Annotated in this window: 11 protein-coding genes; 10 read left to right on the forward strand and 1 reads right to left on the reverse strand. The window is 70.2% G+C overall.

Annotated features, from left to right (window positions below; translation table 11 throughout):
* Positions 1-113: 113 nt before the first annotated feature.
* On the reverse strand, positions 114-734 hold the full coding sequence (locus ACTMTI_RS45155; RefSeq protein WP_441127007.1) for a mycothiol-dependent nitroreductase Rv2466c family protein: 621 nt from the start codon (positions 732-734) through the stop codon (positions 114-116).
* Between the two features lie 90 nt (positions 735-824).
* Here ACTMTI_RS45155 and pepN point away from each other — a divergent pair, with 90 nt between their 5' ends.
* The 10 genes from pepN to ACTMTI_RS45205 all read left to right on the forward strand — a co-directional run bounded on the left by pepN (position 825) and on the right by ACTMTI_RS45205 (position 18,851).
* On the forward strand, positions 825-3,389 hold the full coding sequence (gene pepN / locus ACTMTI_RS45160) for an aminopeptidase N (protein ID WP_441127008.1): 2,565 nt from the start codon (positions 825-827) through the stop codon (positions 3,387-3,389).
* Between the two features lie 132 nt (positions 3,390-3,521).
* Positions 3,522-4,802, forward strand: coding sequence for an ROK family protein (locus ACTMTI_RS45165; RefSeq protein ID WP_441127009.1), 1,281 nt, complete (start codon positions 3,522-3,524; stop codon positions 4,800-4,802).
* A gap of 52 nt (positions 4,803-4,854) precedes the next feature.
* Positions 4,855-5,784 carry a carbohydrate ABC transporter permease gene (locus tag ACTMTI_RS45170; protein ID WP_441127010.1) on the forward strand — a complete coding sequence of 310 codons (930 nt, stop codon included), beginning with the start codon at positions 4,855-4,857 and terminating at the stop codon, positions 5,782-5,784.
* The gene (locus ACTMTI_RS45175) at positions 5,777-6,583 is read left to right on the forward strand and encodes a carbohydrate ABC transporter permease (RefSeq protein WP_441127011.1); all 807 of its coding nucleotides are present in this window, start codon (positions 5,777-5,779) and stop codon (positions 6,581-6,583) included. The genes ACTMTI_RS45170 and ACTMTI_RS45175 overlap by 8 nt, the downstream gene beginning before the upstream one ends.
* Positions 6,584-6,596: 13 nt before the next feature.
* Complete coding sequence (locus ACTMTI_RS45180; RefSeq protein WP_441127012.1) at positions 6,597-7,856, forward strand: ABC transporter substrate-binding protein; 1,260 nt, start codon at positions 6,597-6,599, stop codon at positions 7,854-7,856.
* Positions 7,857-7,879: 23 nt separating this feature from the next.
* A complete protein-coding gene (locus ACTMTI_RS45185) occupies positions 7,880-8,989 on the forward strand; it encodes a glycoside hydrolase family 15 protein (RefSeq protein WP_441127013.1) in 1,110 nt (369 codons plus the stop codon).
* A complete protein-coding gene (locus tag ACTMTI_RS45190) occupies positions 8,986-11,325 on the forward strand; it encodes a glycoside hydrolase family 31 protein (protein ID WP_441127014.1) in 2,340 nt (779 codons plus the stop codon). Before ACTMTI_RS45185 ends, ACTMTI_RS45190 begins: the two co-directional genes overlap by 4 nt.
* A 12-nt stretch (positions 11,326-11,337) precedes the next feature.
* Positions 11,338-14,610, forward strand: coding sequence for a TIM-barrel domain-containing protein (locus tag ACTMTI_RS45195; RefSeq protein ID WP_441127015.1), 3,273 nt, complete (start codon positions 11,338-11,340; stop codon positions 14,608-14,610).
* Positions 14,607-17,435: a TIM-barrel domain-containing protein gene (locus ACTMTI_RS45200; protein WP_441127016.1), complete on the forward strand. Its 2,829-nt coding sequence runs from the start codon at positions 14,607-14,609 to the stop codon at positions 17,433-17,435. Before ACTMTI_RS45195 ends, ACTMTI_RS45200 begins: the two co-directional genes overlap by 4 nt.
* 87 nt (positions 17,436-17,522) lie before the next feature.
* Positions 17,523-18,851, forward strand: coding sequence for a serine/threonine-protein kinase (locus ACTMTI_RS45205; RefSeq protein WP_441127017.1), 1,329 nt, complete (start codon positions 17,523-17,525; stop codon positions 18,849-18,851).
* Positions 18,852-18,875: the final 24 nt, after the last annotated feature.

The raw sequence follows: 18,875 nt of genomic DNA on the forward strand, positions 1-18,875 counted from the left end.
AAGACCGCGAGGCCCATCCTGAGCGGAGGATAAGCTTTCTCCACCTCTACCGGCCTTATTTGCGCCAGAGTACGACGATCGCCCCCAGGATGGCCCCGGCAAATCGGGATATGTCAGTCGAACGTCGGCCGTCGCGTGCGGGTGCGCTTCAGCTCGAAAAAGTCATCGAATTCGGTCACCGCCAGCACCCCGTCCCACAGCCGCCCCGCGTCCTCACCCCTGAGGATCTTGGTGATCACGGGTCCGAAGAAGGCGTTGGCGCCGACGCGGATGATCGGGGTGCCGACCTCCTGGCCGACGAGGTTGATGCCCTCGTCGTGCGAGGCGCGGATGGCCTCGTCCCACTCGTCGGAGTGCATGGCGTCGGCGAGGTCCTTGTCGAGCGCGTTGGCCTCGAGCGCGGCCTCGATGACCTCGCGGAGGCGTTCCGGCTGCTTCCTCATGTCCTCGTTGTGCAGGCGGGTGCCGAGCTGGGTGTACATCGGGCCGACGACCTGCTCGCCGTGCTTGGCCGCGGCCGCCGCGACCACCCGCACCGACCCCATGGCCTGGGCGGCCCGCCGTTTGTAGTCATCCGGGACGTCCTTGTCCTCGTTGAGGAAATGGAGGGACATGACGCGCCAGCGTGGCTCGATCGGCCGAACCTTCTCGACTTCGAGCAGCCACCGTGATGTAACCCAAGCGAATGGGCAGGAAGGATCAAACCAGAGGTCCACGGGAATCTTTTCGCTCACGTGTGGCCATAACCTGAGGTGGTTCGGGTCCTATTCCCGCCGTGACAGGATAACGGACAACCCCGATGAAGCGGTGTAAAGGAGCGCAACTTGGCAGGAAACCTGACCCGGGACGAGGCTCGTGAGCGTGCCCGGCTGCTGAAGGTCGAGTCGTACGAGGTGGCACTCGACCTGACGGAAGGGGAGGAGCGCTTCGAGAGCATCACGACGGTCCGCTTCACCAGCACCCGGCCGGGCGCGTCCACATTCATCGACCTGCACGGGGCACACGTCCGCCAGGTCACGCTGAACGGCCGCGATCTCGACGTGGCGGACTACGACGCCGACAAGGGGCGCTTCCCGCTCCCCTCGCTCGCCGAGTCCAATGAGCTGCGCGTCGACGCCGACTGCACCTACATGCGCACGGGCGAGGGGCTGCACCGCTTCGTCGATCCGGTCGACCAGAAGGTCTACCTGCACAGCCAGTTCGAGACGGCCGACGCGCACCGCATGTACGCGTGCTTCGACCAGCCCGACCTCAAGGCCGCCTTCCAGCTCACCGTGCTGGCCCCGGCCGACTGGGAGGTCGTCTCCAACGCCGCCTCCACGCACGTGACGGAGCTGCCCCAGCAGGCCGGCAAGCACGGGACGGTGCCGGCGGCCAAGCGGTGGGAGTTCCCGCCCACGCCGGTCATGTCCACCTACATCACCGCGCTGGTGGCGGGGCCGTACCACAAGGTCACCTCGGAGCACGACGGCATCCCGCTCGGCCTCTACTGCCGGGCCTCGCTGGCCGAGCACCTCGACCCCGACAACCTCTTCGAGGTCACCAGGCAGGGCTTCGACTTCTTCCACAAGGTGTTCGGCCTGCGCTACCCGTTCGGCAAGTACGACCAGCTCTTCGTGCCCGAGTTCAACGCCGGCGCCATGGAGAACGCCGGGTGCGTGACGTTCCTGGAGGACTACGTCTTCCGCTCCCGGGTCACCGACGCGGTGGTCGAGCGGCGCGCGGAGACGATCCTGCACGAGATGGCGCACATGTGGTTCGGCGACCTCGTCACCATGCGCTGGTGGGACGACCTGTGGCTGAACGAGTCGTTCGCCACCTACATGTCCGTGCTGGCCCAGGCCGAGGCGACCCGGTGGGGCAACGGCGCGTGGACGACCTTCGCCAACGTGGAGAAGTCCTGGGCCTACCGCCAGGACCAGCTCCCGTCCACGCACCCGATCGCCGCCGACATCCCGGACATGCAGGCGGTCGAGGTCAACTTCGACGGCATCACGTACGCCAAGGGCGCCTCGGTGCTCAAGCAGCTCGTCGCGTACGTGGGGCTGGACAACTTCCTGGCCGGTGTACGCGACTACTTCGCCGAGCACGCCTGGGGCAACACCGAGCTGAAGGACCTGCTCGACGCCCTGGAGCGGACCTCGGGCCGGGACCTGTCGGCCTGGTCGAAGGAGTGGCTGGAGACCTCCTGGGTCAACACGCTGCGCCCGTCGTTCGAGGTGTCCGACGGCCGGTTCACCAGCTTCGAGGTGCTGCAGGAGGCGCCGGCCGACTACCCGACGCTGCGCTCGCACCGGGTCGCGATCGGCCTCTACTCGCTGGTGAACGGCGAGCTGACGCGGACCAAGCGGGTCGAGCTGGACGTGGTCGGGGCCCGGACGCACGTGGCCGAGCTCGTCGGCGCCGAGCAGCCGGATCTGGTGCTGCTCAACGACGACGACCTCACCTACGCCAAGGTCCGCCTGGACGAGGACTCGCTGCGGACGCTGATCGACGGCGGCATCGTCAAGTTCACCGAGTCGCTGTCGAGGGCCCTGTGCTGGTCGGCGGCCTGGGACATGACCCGCGACGCCGAGATGTCCACGCGCGACTACGTCAGGCTGGTCGTCTCGGGCGCGGGCACGGTCTCGGACATCACGGTCCTGCAGACGATCCTGCGGCAGGCGCGCATGGCCGCGCAGCAGTACGCCGACCCGGCCTGGCGGGAGAAGGGGCTGGCGCTGCTGGCCACCGAGCTGCGCTCGCTGCTGGCCTCGGCCGAGCCGGGGTCGGACCGTCAGCTCGCCTACCTGCAGGCACTCGCACCGGTGGCGAGGTCGGCGGAGGACCTCGACCTGGTCCAGGGCATCCTGGACGGCTCGGCGGTGCCCGAGGGGCTGAGCGTGGACGCCGATCTGCGCTGGACGCTCGTGCACGCGCTGGTCTCCGGCGGCCGCCTGGGCGCCGCCGACATCGACGCCGAGCTGGAGCTCGACCCTACGGCGACCGGTGAGCGCTCGGCCGCGCTGTGCCGGGCCGCGGTTCCGGAGGCCGAGGCCAAGAGCGCGGCCTGGGACCGGATCGTGGGCGGCAAGCTGGCCAACCACATCGCCCGCGCCACGATCCAGGGGTTCCAGGACCCGCACCACCCCGAGCTGCTGGCTCCCTACCGGGAGAAGTACTTCGCCGAGGTGGGGCGGATCTACCGCGAGTGGACGTTCGACCAGGCGTCGTCGTTCGCGGTGGGCTGCTTCCCCTCGCTGCTCGTCGAGCCGGAGACCATGCAGGCCGCGAACGACTACATGGTGACCGAGCAGCCGCCGCAGGCGCTGCGCAGGATGATCCTGGAGGGCGCCGACGGCGTCCGCCGCGCGCTGAACAACCGGGAGAAGGACGCCGCGTCCGCCTGACGTTCCCGTTCGAAGACCCCCGCCACCCCGGCGGGGGTCTTCGTCGTTTCCGGGAGGTTTCCGGCTCTTGACAGGGGGATGCCCGCCAGGGATTCTTTCACCACTAACTTTATTCCTAAAGAAAGTCCCTTCATGGCAGGCACTGATCGCGGCGATCTCACCAGGACGGCGATCCTCGCCCTCCTGGGCACCGTCGGCCCGCTGAGCCGCACCGAGATAGCCCGCGAGCTCGACCTCAGCCCGGCCAGCGTCACACAGCTCACCCGAGAGCTGATCGGGCACGGGATGCTGGAGGAGCTCGACCTCAAACCCTCGCGCGGCGGGCGGCCCGCCCAGCGGCTCGGGCTGGTGGGCAGCGCCGGACGGGCGCTGGGCGTCAAGGTGACGGCCGACCGCCTGGTGCTGGTCGACGTCAGGCTCGACGGCGAGGTGCTCGGCTCCTGGGAGCTGCCCTGCGATCCGGCGGCGGCGGACGTGCTCGACGATCTGGCGGGCGCGGTGGAGTCGGTGGTACGCGACGTCTCCGCGCGCCCCGGGGCCCCGCTGCTGGGGGTCGGGGTCGGGGTGCCGGGCAGCGTGGACGACCAGGCGGTCGGCACGGTCAACGCGCCCACGCTGGGGTGGCAGGCCATGCCGGTCGGCGAGCGGCTGCGACGCCGGCTCAACCTGCCGGTGCTGGTCGAGAACGACGTGAACGCGCTGGCGGCGGCCGAGCGGCTGTACGGCCGGGGGCGTACGCACCGGGACTTCCTCGTCGTGACGATCGGGCGCGGCGTGGGCGCGGCGATCGTGGCGGACGGGCGGGTGTACCGGGGGGCCAGGGGCGGCGCCGGCGAGTTCGGTCACCTGCCGGTGGATCCGGATGGACCGGTGTGCGGGTGCGGGGCCCGGGGGTGCCTGGAGGCGTTCGTGGGCTGGGCGGGACTGCTCGGCGCCGCCCGCGCCAAGGGCCTGGCCGTCCCCGGCGCCGTCCCCGTCGACAGCCCTTCTGGTCCCGGCGATGCGCGCGCTGATGGGACGCCGGCTACCGGGAGGGCCGATGCCCCGGTGGCGGCGCTCGGGCGGGCCGCGGCGGGCGGCGATCCGGTGGCACGGGCCGTGTTCGAGGAGGCGGGGGCGATCCTGGGCCGGGCCACCGCCGGGCTGATCAACGTCGTGGACCCCGAGGTCGTGGTGGTGCTCGGCGAGGGCACGGCCGACTGGCCGCTCTGGAGGGCCGGATTCGACCCGGCGCTCAGGGCGCAGCTCTACCCGGGGCGGCGCGACATCTCGATCGAGGTGGAGAGCTGGGACGACACGAGCTGGGCCCAGGGGGCGGCGGCCCTGGTGCTGGCCACCCCGTTCGACGCCGCGGGCGCGGCCGGGGAGCAGGGCCGCCTGGTGCGGGCCCGCCTCATAGGAGCCACGCCATGAGCGCCCGTACCCGCCGTCCCGTGTTAGGGGGCGCGAGCGAGGAGGCGGCCCCATGACCCTCACCGAAGCCCCGCCGAAGGCGCGCGCCATGCATGGGCTCGCAAGGCCGCGCAGGCGCTGGCGGTACGCGGGCACCGTCGCCTTGTTCCTGTTGCCGAGCCTGGTCCCGCTGACCCTCTACACCCTGATCCCGATGGTCGGCTCGCTCTGGATCAGCCTGCACGAGTGGGATCTCATCACCCAGATGCGCTGGATCGGCCTCGGCAACTACGTCGAGCTGATCGGCGACCCGGAGACCAGGGCCGCGTTCCTGCACACGCTGTATTTCATCGCCGGCTATCTGCCACTGGTCTACGCCGGCGGGCTCGGGCTGGCCCTGCTGCTCAACCGGGCGATGCCCGCGCGCGGTCTGCTGCGCGGGATCTACTTCCTGCCGGTGATCACGAGCTGGGTGGTCGTGGCGCTGATGTGGAAGTGGCTGCTCAACCCGGCCAGCGGCGTCGTCAACTGGGCGCTCGCGCTGTTCGGGATCAGCGGCCCCGGCTGGTGGACCGACCCGGACTGGGCGATGCCGTCGATCATCCTCGCCTCGGCCTGGAAGGACCTGGGCTTCGTGATGATCATCCTGCTGGCCGGGCTGCAGGCCATCCCGCGCGAGATCCAGGAGGCCGCCATGGTGGACGGGGCCTCGGCCTGGCGCAGGTTCCGGCACATCACACTGCCGCTGCTGTCGCCCTCGACGTTCTTCGTCGTGGTGATCTCGCTGATCAACGGCTTCCAGGTCTTCGACCAGGTCCAGATCATGACCGGTGGCGGTCCGGGCGGGGCCACGCAGGTGGTGGTGTCGCAGATCTACGACCTCACCTTCCGTTACGGGCGGGCGGGTGCGGCCTCGGCGCTGTCGTGGCTGCTGTTCGCGCTGGTCCTGCTGGTGACGATCGTGCAGATCCGGGGCCAGAGGCGGTGGGTGCACTATGGGTAAAGTCCTGCGCTACGCGCTGGTCGGGCTGGGCGCGGTGGTGATGCTGTTCCCGTTCGCGTGGGCGGTGATCACCTCCATCACGCCGAGCGACGCGGTGCTGGCCGTGCCGCCCGACTTCACGCCCGCGGGTGCGAGCCTGGACGCGTACGCCAAGCTGCTGGAGACGCTGCCGTTCTGGCGGATCGTGCTCAACAGCGCCTGGATCGGCGCGACGTCCACCGCCCTGCAGCTGGTCACGAGCGCGATGGCGGCCTACGCCTTCGCGCGGCTGCCCTTCCCCGGCCGGGGCGCGTTGTTCTCGGTCTACCTGGCGACGCTGATGATGCCGCTTCCGGTCCTGGTCGTGCCGCTGTTCATCGAGATGCGCACGTTCAACCTGGTCGACACGTATTTCGCGCTGCTCGCGCCGACCATCGCCTCGGCGTTCGGGGTGTTCCTGCTGCGGCAGGCGATCAATCAGGTGCCCAGGGAGTTCGACGAGGCCGCCGTACTGGACGGCGCAGGACATTTCCGGATTTTTCTCTTCGTGGTGTTGCCGCTGATCCGGCCGGCCCTGGCGACGTTCGCCATCTTCGGCTTCATGGCCAGCTGGAACAGCTATCTGTGGCCGCTGATCATCATCAAGTCACCCGAGTTCATGACGCTCCCGCTGGGCCTGGCCACGCTGCACGGTCAGTTCACCACGCAGTGGGACGTGGTCATGGCCGGATCAGTGGTCAGCGTCGTGCCGATCCTCATCCTCTACGTCTTCGCACAGAAGCACGTCATCGCCAGCGTCGCGCAGAGCGGGCTCAAGTAAAGGAAATCCCCCCATGTCACGAAAAATCAAGATCGCTGCCGCCGTGGCCGCCGCGTTGCTCGCCTCCGCCTGCTCCCAAGGGTCGGCGACCAAAGGGTCCAGCGGCGCGGATGGCAGGGTGATGCTGCGGTACTTCACGTTCTCGGCGGCCCCCGACCACGTCAAGGACCTCGACGCGATCGAGAAGGCGTTCGAGAAGGAGAACCCGAAGGTGGACGTGGTCGTCGAGACCGCCCCCTTCGAGCAGTACTTCACCAAGCTCCAGACCAGCATCGCCGGCGGCACCGCGCCCGACACGTTCGAGCTCAACTACGAGAACTTCGTGACCTACGCCAGCGCGGGCTCCCTGCTCGACCTGTCCACGGTGGCGGGCGACGGCGACATGTCGGTCTACGCCCAAGAGTCGCTCAACGCGTTCAAGCGGGACGGCAAGCAGTACGCCCTGCCCGCCTCCTTCTCCACCGTCGTGCTCTTCTACAACAAGGACCTGTTCGAAAAGGCCGGCGTGGCCGCGCCGACCGCGGACTGGACGTGGGAGGACGAGCAGGCCGCCGCGGCCAAGCTGACCGACCGGAAGAAGGGCGTCTACGGCGACTTCCAGCCGGTGCAGTTCTTCGAGTTCTACAAGACGCTCAAGCAGGCGGGCGGCGAGTTCTTCACGGCCGACGGCAAGAAGACCGCCTTCGACAGCCCCGCGGGGACCAAGGCGGCGAACTGGCTGGTCTCCAAGGTCGGCAAGACGATGCCGACCGAGGCGGAGATCGGCGGCACCGCCGACTACGACACGAACCTCTTCAAGTCCGGCAAGCTCGCCATGTGGCACAACGGCATCTGGCAGTTCGCCGGTCTGAAGGACGTCCCGTTCGAGTGGGACGTGGTCGTCGAACCGGGTGACGCGAGCAAGGCCAGCGCCGTCTTCCACAACGCCGTCGCCGCGTCCTCCACCACCAAGCACACCAAGGAGGCCTGGGCCTGGGCCCGCTTCCTGTCCTCCTCGAACGTGGCGGCGACCACCCGCATCACCTCGTCGTGGGAGCTGCCGCCGGTCTCCGACCAGCAGGTGCTGGCCGGCTACCTCAAGGACCCCGAGCCCGCCAACCGGCAGGCCGTCTTCGACTCGCTCAAGTCCATCGCGCTGCCGCCGGTGATCAAGCGCCAGCAGGAGATGCAGGACGCGGTGACCAAGGAGCTCAGTGAGGCCGCCGCCGGGCGCAAGTCCGTGCCGGACGCACTCAAGGCCGCCGCCGCGGCCGTCGACGCCCTGCTCAGCTGAAACCACTCATCAGGAGAGACCCGTTGTCCCTCGTCGCGCACAGCCTTGACCTGATCAGGCGCTTGCAGTCCCCCTCCGGGGCCTATCCGGCCTCGCCCACCTTCTCCGCCTACCGCGGCTACTCGTGGCTGCGTGACGGGGCGTTCATCGCCGAGGGGGTGAGCAGGCACGGCGACGTGGCCGGCGCGGACGCCTTCCACGCCTGGTGCGCCGGGGTGGTGGGCGACCGCGCGGGCCAGGTGGACGCGCTCGTCGCCCGCGCCGCCCGCGGCGAGTCCGTACCGGTCGCGGAGATGCTGCCCACCCGTTTCACGCTGGACGGGGTGAACGGGGACGACGACTGGTGGGACTTCCAGCTCGACGGGTACGGCACGTGGCTGTGGGCGCTCCACGCGCACTCCGCGCGACACGGCAGGGTGGTGCCCGGCGTCGAAAAGGGTGTACGGGCGACCGTCCGCTATCTGACGGCGTTCTGGCATCTGCCCTGCTACGACTGGTGGGAGGAGCACGTCGAGCAGCGGCACGTGGCCACGCTGGGCGCGGTGCACGCCGGGTTGCGGGCGGCGGACGCGCTGGGGGTGCTGAGCGCGGCGGAGTCGGCCGCGGCCACCAAGGCGGTGGCGGGCATCGCCGATCTGGTGGCGCGAGAGGGGATCGGCCCCGCCTCGGCGGCCGGAGGCGCGGCCGCTGGGCGGCTCAGGAAGTGGCTCGGCAGCGACGCCGTGGACGGGAGCCTGCTGGCGTGTGTGACGCCGTTCGGGCTCTACCCTGCCGATCACCCGGTGGGGGCGGCGACGGTGGCCGAAGTCGAGCGGCAACTCGCCCGGGACGGCGGCGTCTACCGCTACCTGGCCGACACCTTCTACGGCGGCGGGCGGTGGCTGCTGCTGTCGGGGTTCCTGGGGTGGAACCACGCGGCGGCCGGACGGCAGGCCGAGGCCCGGCGCTACCTGGACTGGATGGCCGCGCAGGCGACCGCGTCGGGTGATCTGCCCGAGCAGGTGCCGGACCTGCTGCTGGCGCCCGAGCGGCGCCAGGAGTGGCTGGATCGCTGGGGTCCGGTGGCGACGCCGCTGCTGTGGTCGCACGGAATGTATCTGATCCTCGCCGACGAGCTGGGGGTGCGGGCATGATCCGGCATCGGCCGTTCGGGTCGGGGCATCCGTATGCGGACAGCGAGGACCAGCGGGTGCCCGCCCGGCCGCTGAACGGCGAGGCGGTGGAGCTGCGGGTGCGGGCGTCGGCCGGCGTCGTCGCGGTGGTCTGCGAGTGGACCACCGACGGCGGGGCCCCGCGGGAGCTGCCGCTCACGAAGGCCGGCGAGGGGTCGCGCGCGGGTGCCGACGGAGGCAACGGCGGCGCGGCCGGAACCGGCGGCGCGGCAGGGACCGACGGTGACGCCGGACCAGGCGCGGTGGCGCACGCCGACGGCACGAGCGTGGCGGCGCAGGCCGACGACGCGGGCGTGGCGGTCGACGGCGGGCATCTGGCCGCCGCCCAGGCCAGGGCCGCTCGGGCCGCCGCCGGGTCGTGGGCGGTGCGGACGCCCGTCCTGCGTGCCGGGCATCGCTACGCCTATCGCTTCCGGGCCACCCTGGCCGGTGGCGGAAGCCGTACCAGCAGGTGGTTCGAGGTGACGGCGGCGACGTGGTCGGACTCCGGCGGGAAACTCGACGTCAGCGGCGGCGAGCGGATCGTGCCGGGGAGCGTGCGGTGGCTGGCGGACGGCGACGGAGCGCTGCGGGTGCGGTTCGAGGTGGAGCTCGCGCCGGGCGAGCACGTGGTCGGCTTCGGCGAGCGGTTCGACAGCGTGGACCAGCGCGGGCGCGCGCTCGACGCCGTGGTGTTCGAGCAGTACAAGGCACAGGGCCGGCACGGGCGCACGTACCTGCCGATGCCGTTCGCGCTGGTCGTAGGCGGGGCCTCGAGCTGGGGGCTGCACGTGGGCACCTCGCGGCGGACCTGGTACGACGTCGGCGCCGCCACGCCCGGCCGGCTGCGCGTGGAGGCCGAGGTGGGCCGGGACGGCGAGCTGGGCGTGCGCTTCCACGACGGCCCGCGGCCCGCCGACGTGCTGCGCGGGTTCCTCGACGACGTCGGGCGGCCGCAGGAGCTGCCGCCGTGGGTGTTCCGGCTGTGGGCCAGCGGCAACGAGTGGAACACGCAGGAGCGCGTGCTGGCCGAGATGGACCGGCACCGCGAGCACGGCATCCCGGTGGGCGCGCTGGTCATCGAGGCGTGGAGCGACGAGACGACGTTCACGGCGTTCCGCGGAGCCGAGTACGAGCCGTCGGAGGAGCCGCACCGGCTGGCCGACTACACCTTCCCGCCCGGCGGGCCCTGGCCGGACCCGAAGGGCATGGTGGACGAGCTGCACCGCAGGGACATCAAGGTGCTGCTGTGGCAGATCCCGCTGCAGAAGATGCGCCCGCACCCCAGGCACCAGGCCGCCGTGGACGCCAGGCAGCTCGTCGAGCGCGGCTACGGCGTGCGTGAGGCCGACGGCCGGCCGTACCGCAACAGGGGCTGGTGGTTCCCGCTCGCGCTCATGCCGGACCTGTCGTCGCAGGAGGTCCGCGACTGGTGGACGGCCAAGCGGCGCTACCTGGTCGAGGAGGTGGGCGTCGACGGGTTCAAGACCGACGGCGGCGAGCACGCCTGGGGCCACGACCTGCGCTACGCCGACGGCCGCGACGGCGCCGCGGGCAACGGCCTGTTCCCCGTCCACTACGCCCGCGCCTTCGGCGACCTGCTGCGTAGCTGCGGCAAGGCGCCGGTGACGTTCAGCAGGGCCGGGTTCGCCGGGTCGCAGCGGCACGGCGCGTTCTGGGCCGGGGACGAGGACTCCACGTGGGAGGCGTTCCGCTCCTCCATCAGGGCCGGGATCACGGCTTCGGCCTGCGGGATCGTCTACTGGGGCTGGGACCTGGCCGGGTTCTCGGGCGAGGTGCCGGGCGCGGAGCTGTATCTGCGGGCGGCCGGAGCCTCGGCGTTCATGCCGATCATGCAGTACCACTCGGAGTTCAATCACCATCGCACGCCCCTCAGGGATCGCACGCCGTGGAACGTCGCCGAGCGGACCGGTGACGAGCGGGTGATCCCGGTGTTCAGGCAGCTGGCCGAGCTGCGCGAGCGGCTGGTGCCGTACCTGGCGGAGGAGGCGCGCGAGGCCGTGGGCGGCGGGGCCCCGCTCATGCGCGGGCTGTTCTTCGACCACCCCGGCGACCAGCGCGTCTGGGAGTATCCGCTGCAGTACAAGCTCGGGGACGCGTTGCTGGTCGCGCCCGTGACAGAGCCCGATATCTCGGAAATCACCGTCTATCTCCCTGAGGGCGAGTGGATCGACGTCTGGACCGGACGCGCGCTCGACGGCGGCCAGGAGGTCACGCTGCCCGCCCCCCTCGACCGCCCGCCGGTGCTGTGTGCGGCGGAGCACTGGTCCCGGCTCTCCCCCATGTTCACCGTCTGAGAGGAGCACCCCGTGGTCGTGTTACGGTCGGGCGCCGTCGTCGCGGCGATCGCCCTGCTCGCCTCCTACGCCGCCGTGCCCGCGTTCGCGCTCGACGGCATCCACCACAACCCGACCGGAACCGACGACCTCTACTCGGCGGAGCCGACGGAACGCGTGCCGCGCGACCCCATGGCGGGTGAACCGGTGCAGATCAAGGTGACGACCTGGCCGATCGAACCGGGCCAGAGCGTGTGGGTGACCTGGACGAAGAACGGGGCGAACCAGCCCCCAATCGGCGCGGCCTGGGACCACAACAGCGGCAACAACAGCTACTGGAAGATCGACCTGGGGTCGTTCGCCCGGGGCGACAAGATCTCCTACACGGTCAACGCGGACGTGAACGGGGGCGGGCAGAAGAACGCCGGCCCGTTCTCGTTCACGGTCACCTCGTGGAGCACGGTGACGAACGTGACCGGCTACACGAACAACGGCACGTCGGTGGACGTCACGACCGGCGACAGCGCGGGGAGCTTCACGCCGAAGATCCGCTTCGCGTTCCCGGCGCTCGACCGCTTCAGAACCCAGATCGCCCCAAGCGGGCAAGGTCTGAACATTTCCGGTATTTCCGGCTATACGGTGACCGACTCCGCGAGCACCCTCACGATCTCCACGAGCTCGCTCGTCCTGAAGATCCAGAAGTCGCCTTACCGGCTGTCGGTCTACAAGGGTGACGGGACGACGCTGATCACCCGCCAGTACGACCCCGCGACGTTCCGGAACATCGGCTGGGCCAGCGACGGCGCCACCACGATCACCAAGATTGAAGATCACTTCATGTCCCCCGCCGGGGAGCGCTTCGAGGGCTTCGGCGAGCGCTACGACCGGCTCGACCAGCGCGGCACCGATGTGCACAACTATGTCTACAACCAGTACAGGGACCAGGGAGCGACGCGGCGCACGTACCTGAGCGTGCCGTTCTTCCTGAACTCGGCCGGATACGGGATCTACATCCCGACCACTCGCTACGCCGTCTTCAACCTCAACACCCACCTGAGCGACCTGGCCGGGTTCACGGTGGACACCGGTGGCGGGCTCAACTCGACGCTCGACTACCACTTCTACGCCGGCACCCCGGCCAAGATCGTGGACGACTACACCGCGACCACGGGCCGCCCGCAGCTTCCACCGAAATGGGCGTTCGGCGTGTGGATGTCGGCCAACGAGTGGAACACGCAGGCCGAAGTCGACGCGGAGCTGGCGAACGTGGCGACGCACAAGATTCCACACACGGCCATGGTGCTGGAGCAGTGGAGCGACGAGGCCACCTTCTACGTCTGGCACGGCGCGACGTACACCCCCACACCGGGCAGCGGCCGACTCTCCTACAGTGACCTGACCTTCCCCGCGGGCACGGCGTGGCGGGACCCGAAGGCCATGGTCGACAACGCCCACAGCAAGGGGATCAAGGTGATCCTCTGGCAGATCCCGGTGTTCAAGGAGAACTTCGACAGCAACCCGCCGACCGCGCCGCAGCAGCACCTGAACGACAAGGCGTACGCGGAGTCGCAGGGATATGTCGCGAAAAATCCGACTAACGGGCCCTATCGCATCCCGACCGGCCAGTGGTTCGGGGACAGCATGGTCCCCGACTTCACCAGCACGGCCGCGGCGAACTGGTGGATGAGCAAGCGGGACTACCTGATCGACGAGATCGGCATCGACGGCTTCAAGACCGACGGCAGCGAGGCGATCTTCGGCAGGAACGTGAAGTTCGCCGACGGCCGCAAGGGCGACGAGATGCACAACGCCTACCCCAACAGCTACACCGGCGTATACAACGCCTACGTCAAGGGCAAGAGGCCGGACGGCACGATCTTCAGCAGGGCCGGCACGGCAGGCGCCCAGACCAGGTCGATCTTCTGGGCCGGCGACCAGAACTCCAGCTTCTCCGCCTTCCAGGAGGCGGTCAGGGCCCAGCTCAGCGCGGGCCAGTCGGGAGTGCCGTACATGGCCTGGGACCTGGCGGGCTTCACGGGGTCCTTCCCCAGCGCCGAGCTCTACCTGCGGTCGGCGGCGCAGGCCACGTTCTCGCCGATCATGCAGTACCACTCCGAGAAGGCCGATCCCGGCACGTCGGAGGCCCGAACGCCGTGGAACGTGCAGGCCCGCACGGGCGACACGCGCGTGGTGCCGGCGTTCCGCGCGTTCGCCAACGTGCGCATGAACCTGATCCCCTACCTCTACACCGAGGCCAAAGCCGGCGCGGCCACGGGCGTGCCGATGATGCGCGCGATGAGCTTCGCCTTCCCCGGCGACGCCACGGCCGCGGCCCTGGACCAGCAGTACATGTTCGGCTCGCAGCTCCTCGTCGCACCGATCACCGCGCAGGGCGCGACGTCGAAGAACGTGTACGTGCCCGCCGGCGAGTGGTACGACCTGTGGAACGGCGGCCGCTTCACCGGCCCCGGCACCAAGACCTACAACGCGGGCCTGGACACGATCCCGGTCTATGCCAAGCCGGGCGCGATCATCCCGCTCAATCTCAACGCCGACTACCAGCTCGGCGGAGAGATCGGCAACAGCGTGGACAACTACACCAACCTGACGTTCCGGATTTATCCCTCAGGAACCACGTCGTACGCATATTTCGAGGACGCCGCGAACGCCACCCGCACCGTCACCTCAGCGGAGAACTGGGCCGGGCACGCGGTGACGGTCACCGTGCCGCCGCTGACCACGACCAGCACCCTCCAGGTCGCGAGCACGAAGCCGGCCTCGGTCACCGGCGCCACCGCGCGGGCCACGCTCGCCGGCCTCAAGGCGGCGGCCGAGGGCTGGTGGTGGGACCCGGTGCACCAGCTCACCCACGTCAAGCTGGCGAGCAGCGCCGCGAGCAGGACGGTCACGCTCAACGGCGTCGACAAGGCCGCGTACGAGGCCGAGTTCGCGACGGGCACCGGCACCTCGGCCGGCACCGACCACCCCGGCTACACCGGCACCGGCTTCGTGGACGGCTTCGCCACCTCGGGCGACGCCGTGACGTTCCAGGTCAAGGCCGACACGTCCGGCAGTCACCAGCTCAAGTTCCGCTACTCGACCACGGTGGCCGCCACCAGGGCCGTCTACGTGGACGGAGCGCCGGCCGGCACGCTGTCGCTGCCCCCGCTGGCGAACTGGGACACCTGGGGCACGGCCACGCTGACGACCTCGCTGTCCGCGGGCGCCCACACCATCAAGATCTCCTATGACGCCGCGAACACCGGCGGCATCAACCTCGACAACCTGGTGGTGGCCCGGCCATGACACGCGCCCTCGTTCTCCTGTCGGCCCTGCTCCTGCCCATGACGGTGGCCTCGTCCGCGCAGGCGGCCGTCCAGCGGGTGGAGTTCACCAGCGGCTCGGCGTACCTGATCGTGGAGTTCCTCGACGACGACCTCGTGCACTTCGAGCTCGCCAACGGGGCCGGCCCCGGCGTGAACTCGCCGATCTTCGCCACGCCGCAGGTGGCGAAGAAGGACTACCCGGGCCCGTCGAGCTTCACCCAGTCGGGGAACACGCTGACCACGGCCTCGATGAAGGTCGAGGTCGCGGCGGGGACGCTCTGCGTCAAGGTCTCCGACCCGGCGCGGCCGCTGTACGAGGCGTGCCCGCGCAACCTCGCCCAGGCGTGGAAGGGCCTGACGATCACCAAGGGCTCGATGCAGAACGCGTACGGGCTGGGCGAACAGTTCTTCATGGGCGGCAACGCCGACGGCGACTGGGTGGGCCGCACCCGCTCCCCCGGCGGGCCGTACGGCAACGCCATGGTCTTCGACACCGACAACGGCCCGGTCGGCAACGCGCAGATCCCGGTGCTGTTCGCGGTGGGCGCGGCGAACCTGAACTACGGCCTGCTGCTCGACCAGGTCTACAAGCAGGAGTGGAACCTGACCGGCGACCCATGGACGGTGGACACCTGGGGCGACCAGCTCAGGTGGTACACGATGACCGGGCCCGACCTGCCGGACCTGCGCAAGGACTACATGGAGCTGACCGGTCGGCCGCCGGTTCCGCCGAAGAAGGCGTTCGGCATGTGGGTGTCGGAGTTCGGCTACGACAGCTGGAGCGAGATCGACAACCGGCTCAACGGGCTGCGGGCGGACGCGTTCCCGGTGGACGGGTTCGTGCTGGACCTGCCGTGGTTCGGCGGGGTGACGGCCGGGTCGGACAACACCCGCATGGGCACGCTTTCCTGGGATACGACAGCCTTTCCCAACCCCTCGGCCACCATTTCCGACTACGCAGCCACCAAAGGCGTCGGTTTGATGACCATCGAGGAGTCCTACGTCGGCAAGAACCTGCCCGAGCACGCCGACCTCGCCTCCCGCGGCTACCTCGTCAGGGCGGGCTGTTCCGGCTGTGCCCCGGTCTACCTGACCAATAACGACTGGTGGGGCCGCGGCGGCATGATCGACTGGACCCAGGACGCGGCCGCCGACTACTGGCACGGGCTCAAGCGGCAGCCGCTCATCGGCCAGGGCATCCAGGGCCACTGGCTGGACCTGGGCGAGCCGGAGATGTACGACGCCGCGGACTGGACCTCCGGCGTGCTGCCCGGCAAGCATGCCCACGCCGACTACCACAACGTCTACAACCTCAAATGGGCCGAGAGCGTCGCGCGCGGCTACGCCTCCTCCGGCAAACGCCCGTTCATGCTCGCCCGCTCCGGCGCGGCGGGCATGCAGCGGCACGGCGTGGCCATGTGGTCGGCCGACATCGGCTCCAAGCTCACCGCGCTGGCCCAGCAGCAGAACGCGCAGCTGCACATGTCGATGTCCGGCATCGACTACTACGGCTCCGACATCGGCGGCTTCCGCAGGGAGATGCTGAACTCCGATCTCAACGAGCTGTATACGCAGTGGTTCGCCAGCGGCGCCTGGTTCGAGGTGCCGGTACGGCCGCACACGGAGAACCTGTGCAACTGCGCGCAGACCTCACCCGACAAGATCGGGCACAAGGCGAGCAACCTGGCCAACCTGCGCCAGCGTTACGAGCTCGCGCCCTACTACTACTCGCTGGCCCACCGCGCCCACCTCTTCGGCGAGCCGGTGGTGCCGCCGCTGGTGCACTACTACCAGAACGACCCGAACGTCCGCGAAGCCGGCCACGAGAAGCTCATCGGCCGTGACCTGCTGGTCGGCGTGGTGGCGGGCGCGAACGAGCGCGAGCGGGACATCTACCTGCCCGCGGGCACCTGGTACGACTACGCCACCGGCGAGAAGCTCACCAGCTCCGGCCAGTGGTTCAACGACCGCCCGCTGTGGGTCAACGGCGCGTTCCGGCTGCCCGCCTTCGCGCGCGCCGGGGCGATCATCCCCAAGGCGCACGTGGACGGCAAGACCATGAACGTGGTGGGCAAACGGACCGACGGCACGACCAGGAACGAGCTGATCGCCCGGGTATATCCGGCCACTACATCCACAAATTTCACCCTTTATGAGGACGATGGGGCGACGACCGCGTACCAGGGCGGCGCCGTCCGCACCACCCAGATCAGCCAGCAGCTCAGCGGCGGCACGGCCACCATCACCGTCGCCCCCTCCACCGGCTCCTACAGCGGCGCCCCGGCGAGCCGCCCCACCGTGGTGGAACTGGTCGCCGACACCCAGGCGTCGGCCGTCACGCTGAACGGCTCCCCGCTCACCCAGCACGCCACCAAGAGCGCCTTCGACGCGGCCGCCGCAGGCTGGTACAACGCGGGGGGCAACCTCATCGTCGCCAAGGCGGCGAGCGCGAGCGTCACCACGGCCAAGGCGTTCGCGTTCACGCTCGGCCAGGCGCCGGCGTCGATGACGTTCAGGTGCGACAACGGCACCACCACACCCGGCCAGTCGGTCTACGCCGTCGGCAGCGTCCCGCAGCTCGGGTCCTGGTCGGTGGCCGGCGCGGTGAAGCTGTCGCCCACGGCGTACCCGTCGTGGACGGGCACGGTCGGCAAGCTCCCGCCGAACACGGCCGTCGAGTGGAAGTGCGTCAAACGCCAGGAGTCCGGCTATCCCGACACCGCCGACCAGTGGCAGCCGGGCGCCAACACCTCTTTCACGACCCCGGCCAGCGGCAACGGCGGCACGACCGCCGGCACGTTCTGAGCCGCCGATGCGCTCCGCGGCGAGGAGCTCAGATGGCCTGCCTCGACTTGGCGATGTCATCGAAGGCGCGGTGTTAGCCTCAAGTACGTGCTCGGGCCAAGTACCACACTCAACGACCGCTACGTGCTGGCGGACCGCCTCGGCGGCGGCGGCATGGGCGAGGTGTGGCGTGCCGACGACACGGTCCTCGGGCGCGCGGTCGCGGTCAAAGTGCTCACGCCCGCCTTAACCGAAAACCCGACCTTCATCCAGCGGTTCCAGAACGAAGCCAGAGCCATGGCCACGCTGCGCCATCCCGGCGTGGTCGACGTCTACGACTACGGCACCGGCGAGGTCGACGGCCGCCAGGTGAGCTTCCTGGTCATGGAATACGTGCAGGGGGAGTCGCTCGACCGCCTCCTGCACCGCGGCCCGCTCGGCCCCGCCGCCACGATGCGCCTGGTCGCCGAGGTCGCTGACGCGCTGGCCGCCGCGCACGCGCAGGGCATCGTCCACCGTGACGTCAAGCCGGCCAACCTCATGATCAGGCCCGACGGCGGCGTGGCGCTCACCGACTTCGGCATCGCGCACTCGGTCTCGGCGGGGCATCTGACGGCCACGGGCACGATGCTCTGCTCGGCCGGCTACTGCGCCCCGGAGATGGCCGCCGCCAGTGAGGTCACGCCGGCGGTCGACATCTATGGCCTGGGCGTGGTGGCGTACGAATGCCTCACCGGGCAGCTCCCCTTCCAGGGCGACACCCCCGTACAGATCATCTTCAAGCACCTCAACTCCCCCGTCCCCGCGCTGCCCGAGGACGTGCCGCCGGGGCCGCGGCAGGTGGTGACGCGGGCGCTGGAGAAGGCGCCCGGCCAGCGCTGGCCGACGGCCGCGACGATGGCCGAGGCCGCGCGCAACGCGATGGCCTCTCCCGCCACGCTGCCCGTGCCACGCCCCAGCCCCAGCCCCAGCCCCAGCCCCAGCCGCAGCCGCAGCCGCAGTCGAACGCTGCGGGTGGCGCTCACCGTGGCCGCCGCCGTGATCGCGTCCGCCGCCGTGGCGGGCTCCGTCTGGCTGCTGCCGGCCGGACCCATGACCGACGAGGAGGTGCAGCCGGCCGTCAGCGGCACCTCGACCACGGTCTCCCCCACGCCCACGCCGCCCACGGTCACCAAGAGGCAGTCCGCGCCGCCGACCAAGCGGCTCCCGAGCGCCAAGCCGACGCGCGCGACGCCGGTGCCCAGCCCCACGCCCACCGTCACCGCCACACCGACCACGACGACGACGCCCACCTCCAAGCCGACCACGTCCGAGCCCACGAAGGAGCCGTCGGACGAGCCGACGCAGGAGCCGGAGCCCACCACCCCCGGCCCCGAGGAACCCACGATCGGCCAGCCGACCGACGACATCCAGTGCGTGCGGGAGCCATGTCCGTGAGCGTCCCCGGATCGTGAGAAGGTC

It is taken from the genome of Nonomuraea sp. H19, from assembly GCF_052068215.1.
In the GTDB taxonomy this organism is placed as follows: domain Bacteria; phylum Actinomycetota; class Actinomycetes; order Streptosporangiales; family Streptosporangiaceae; genus Nonomuraea.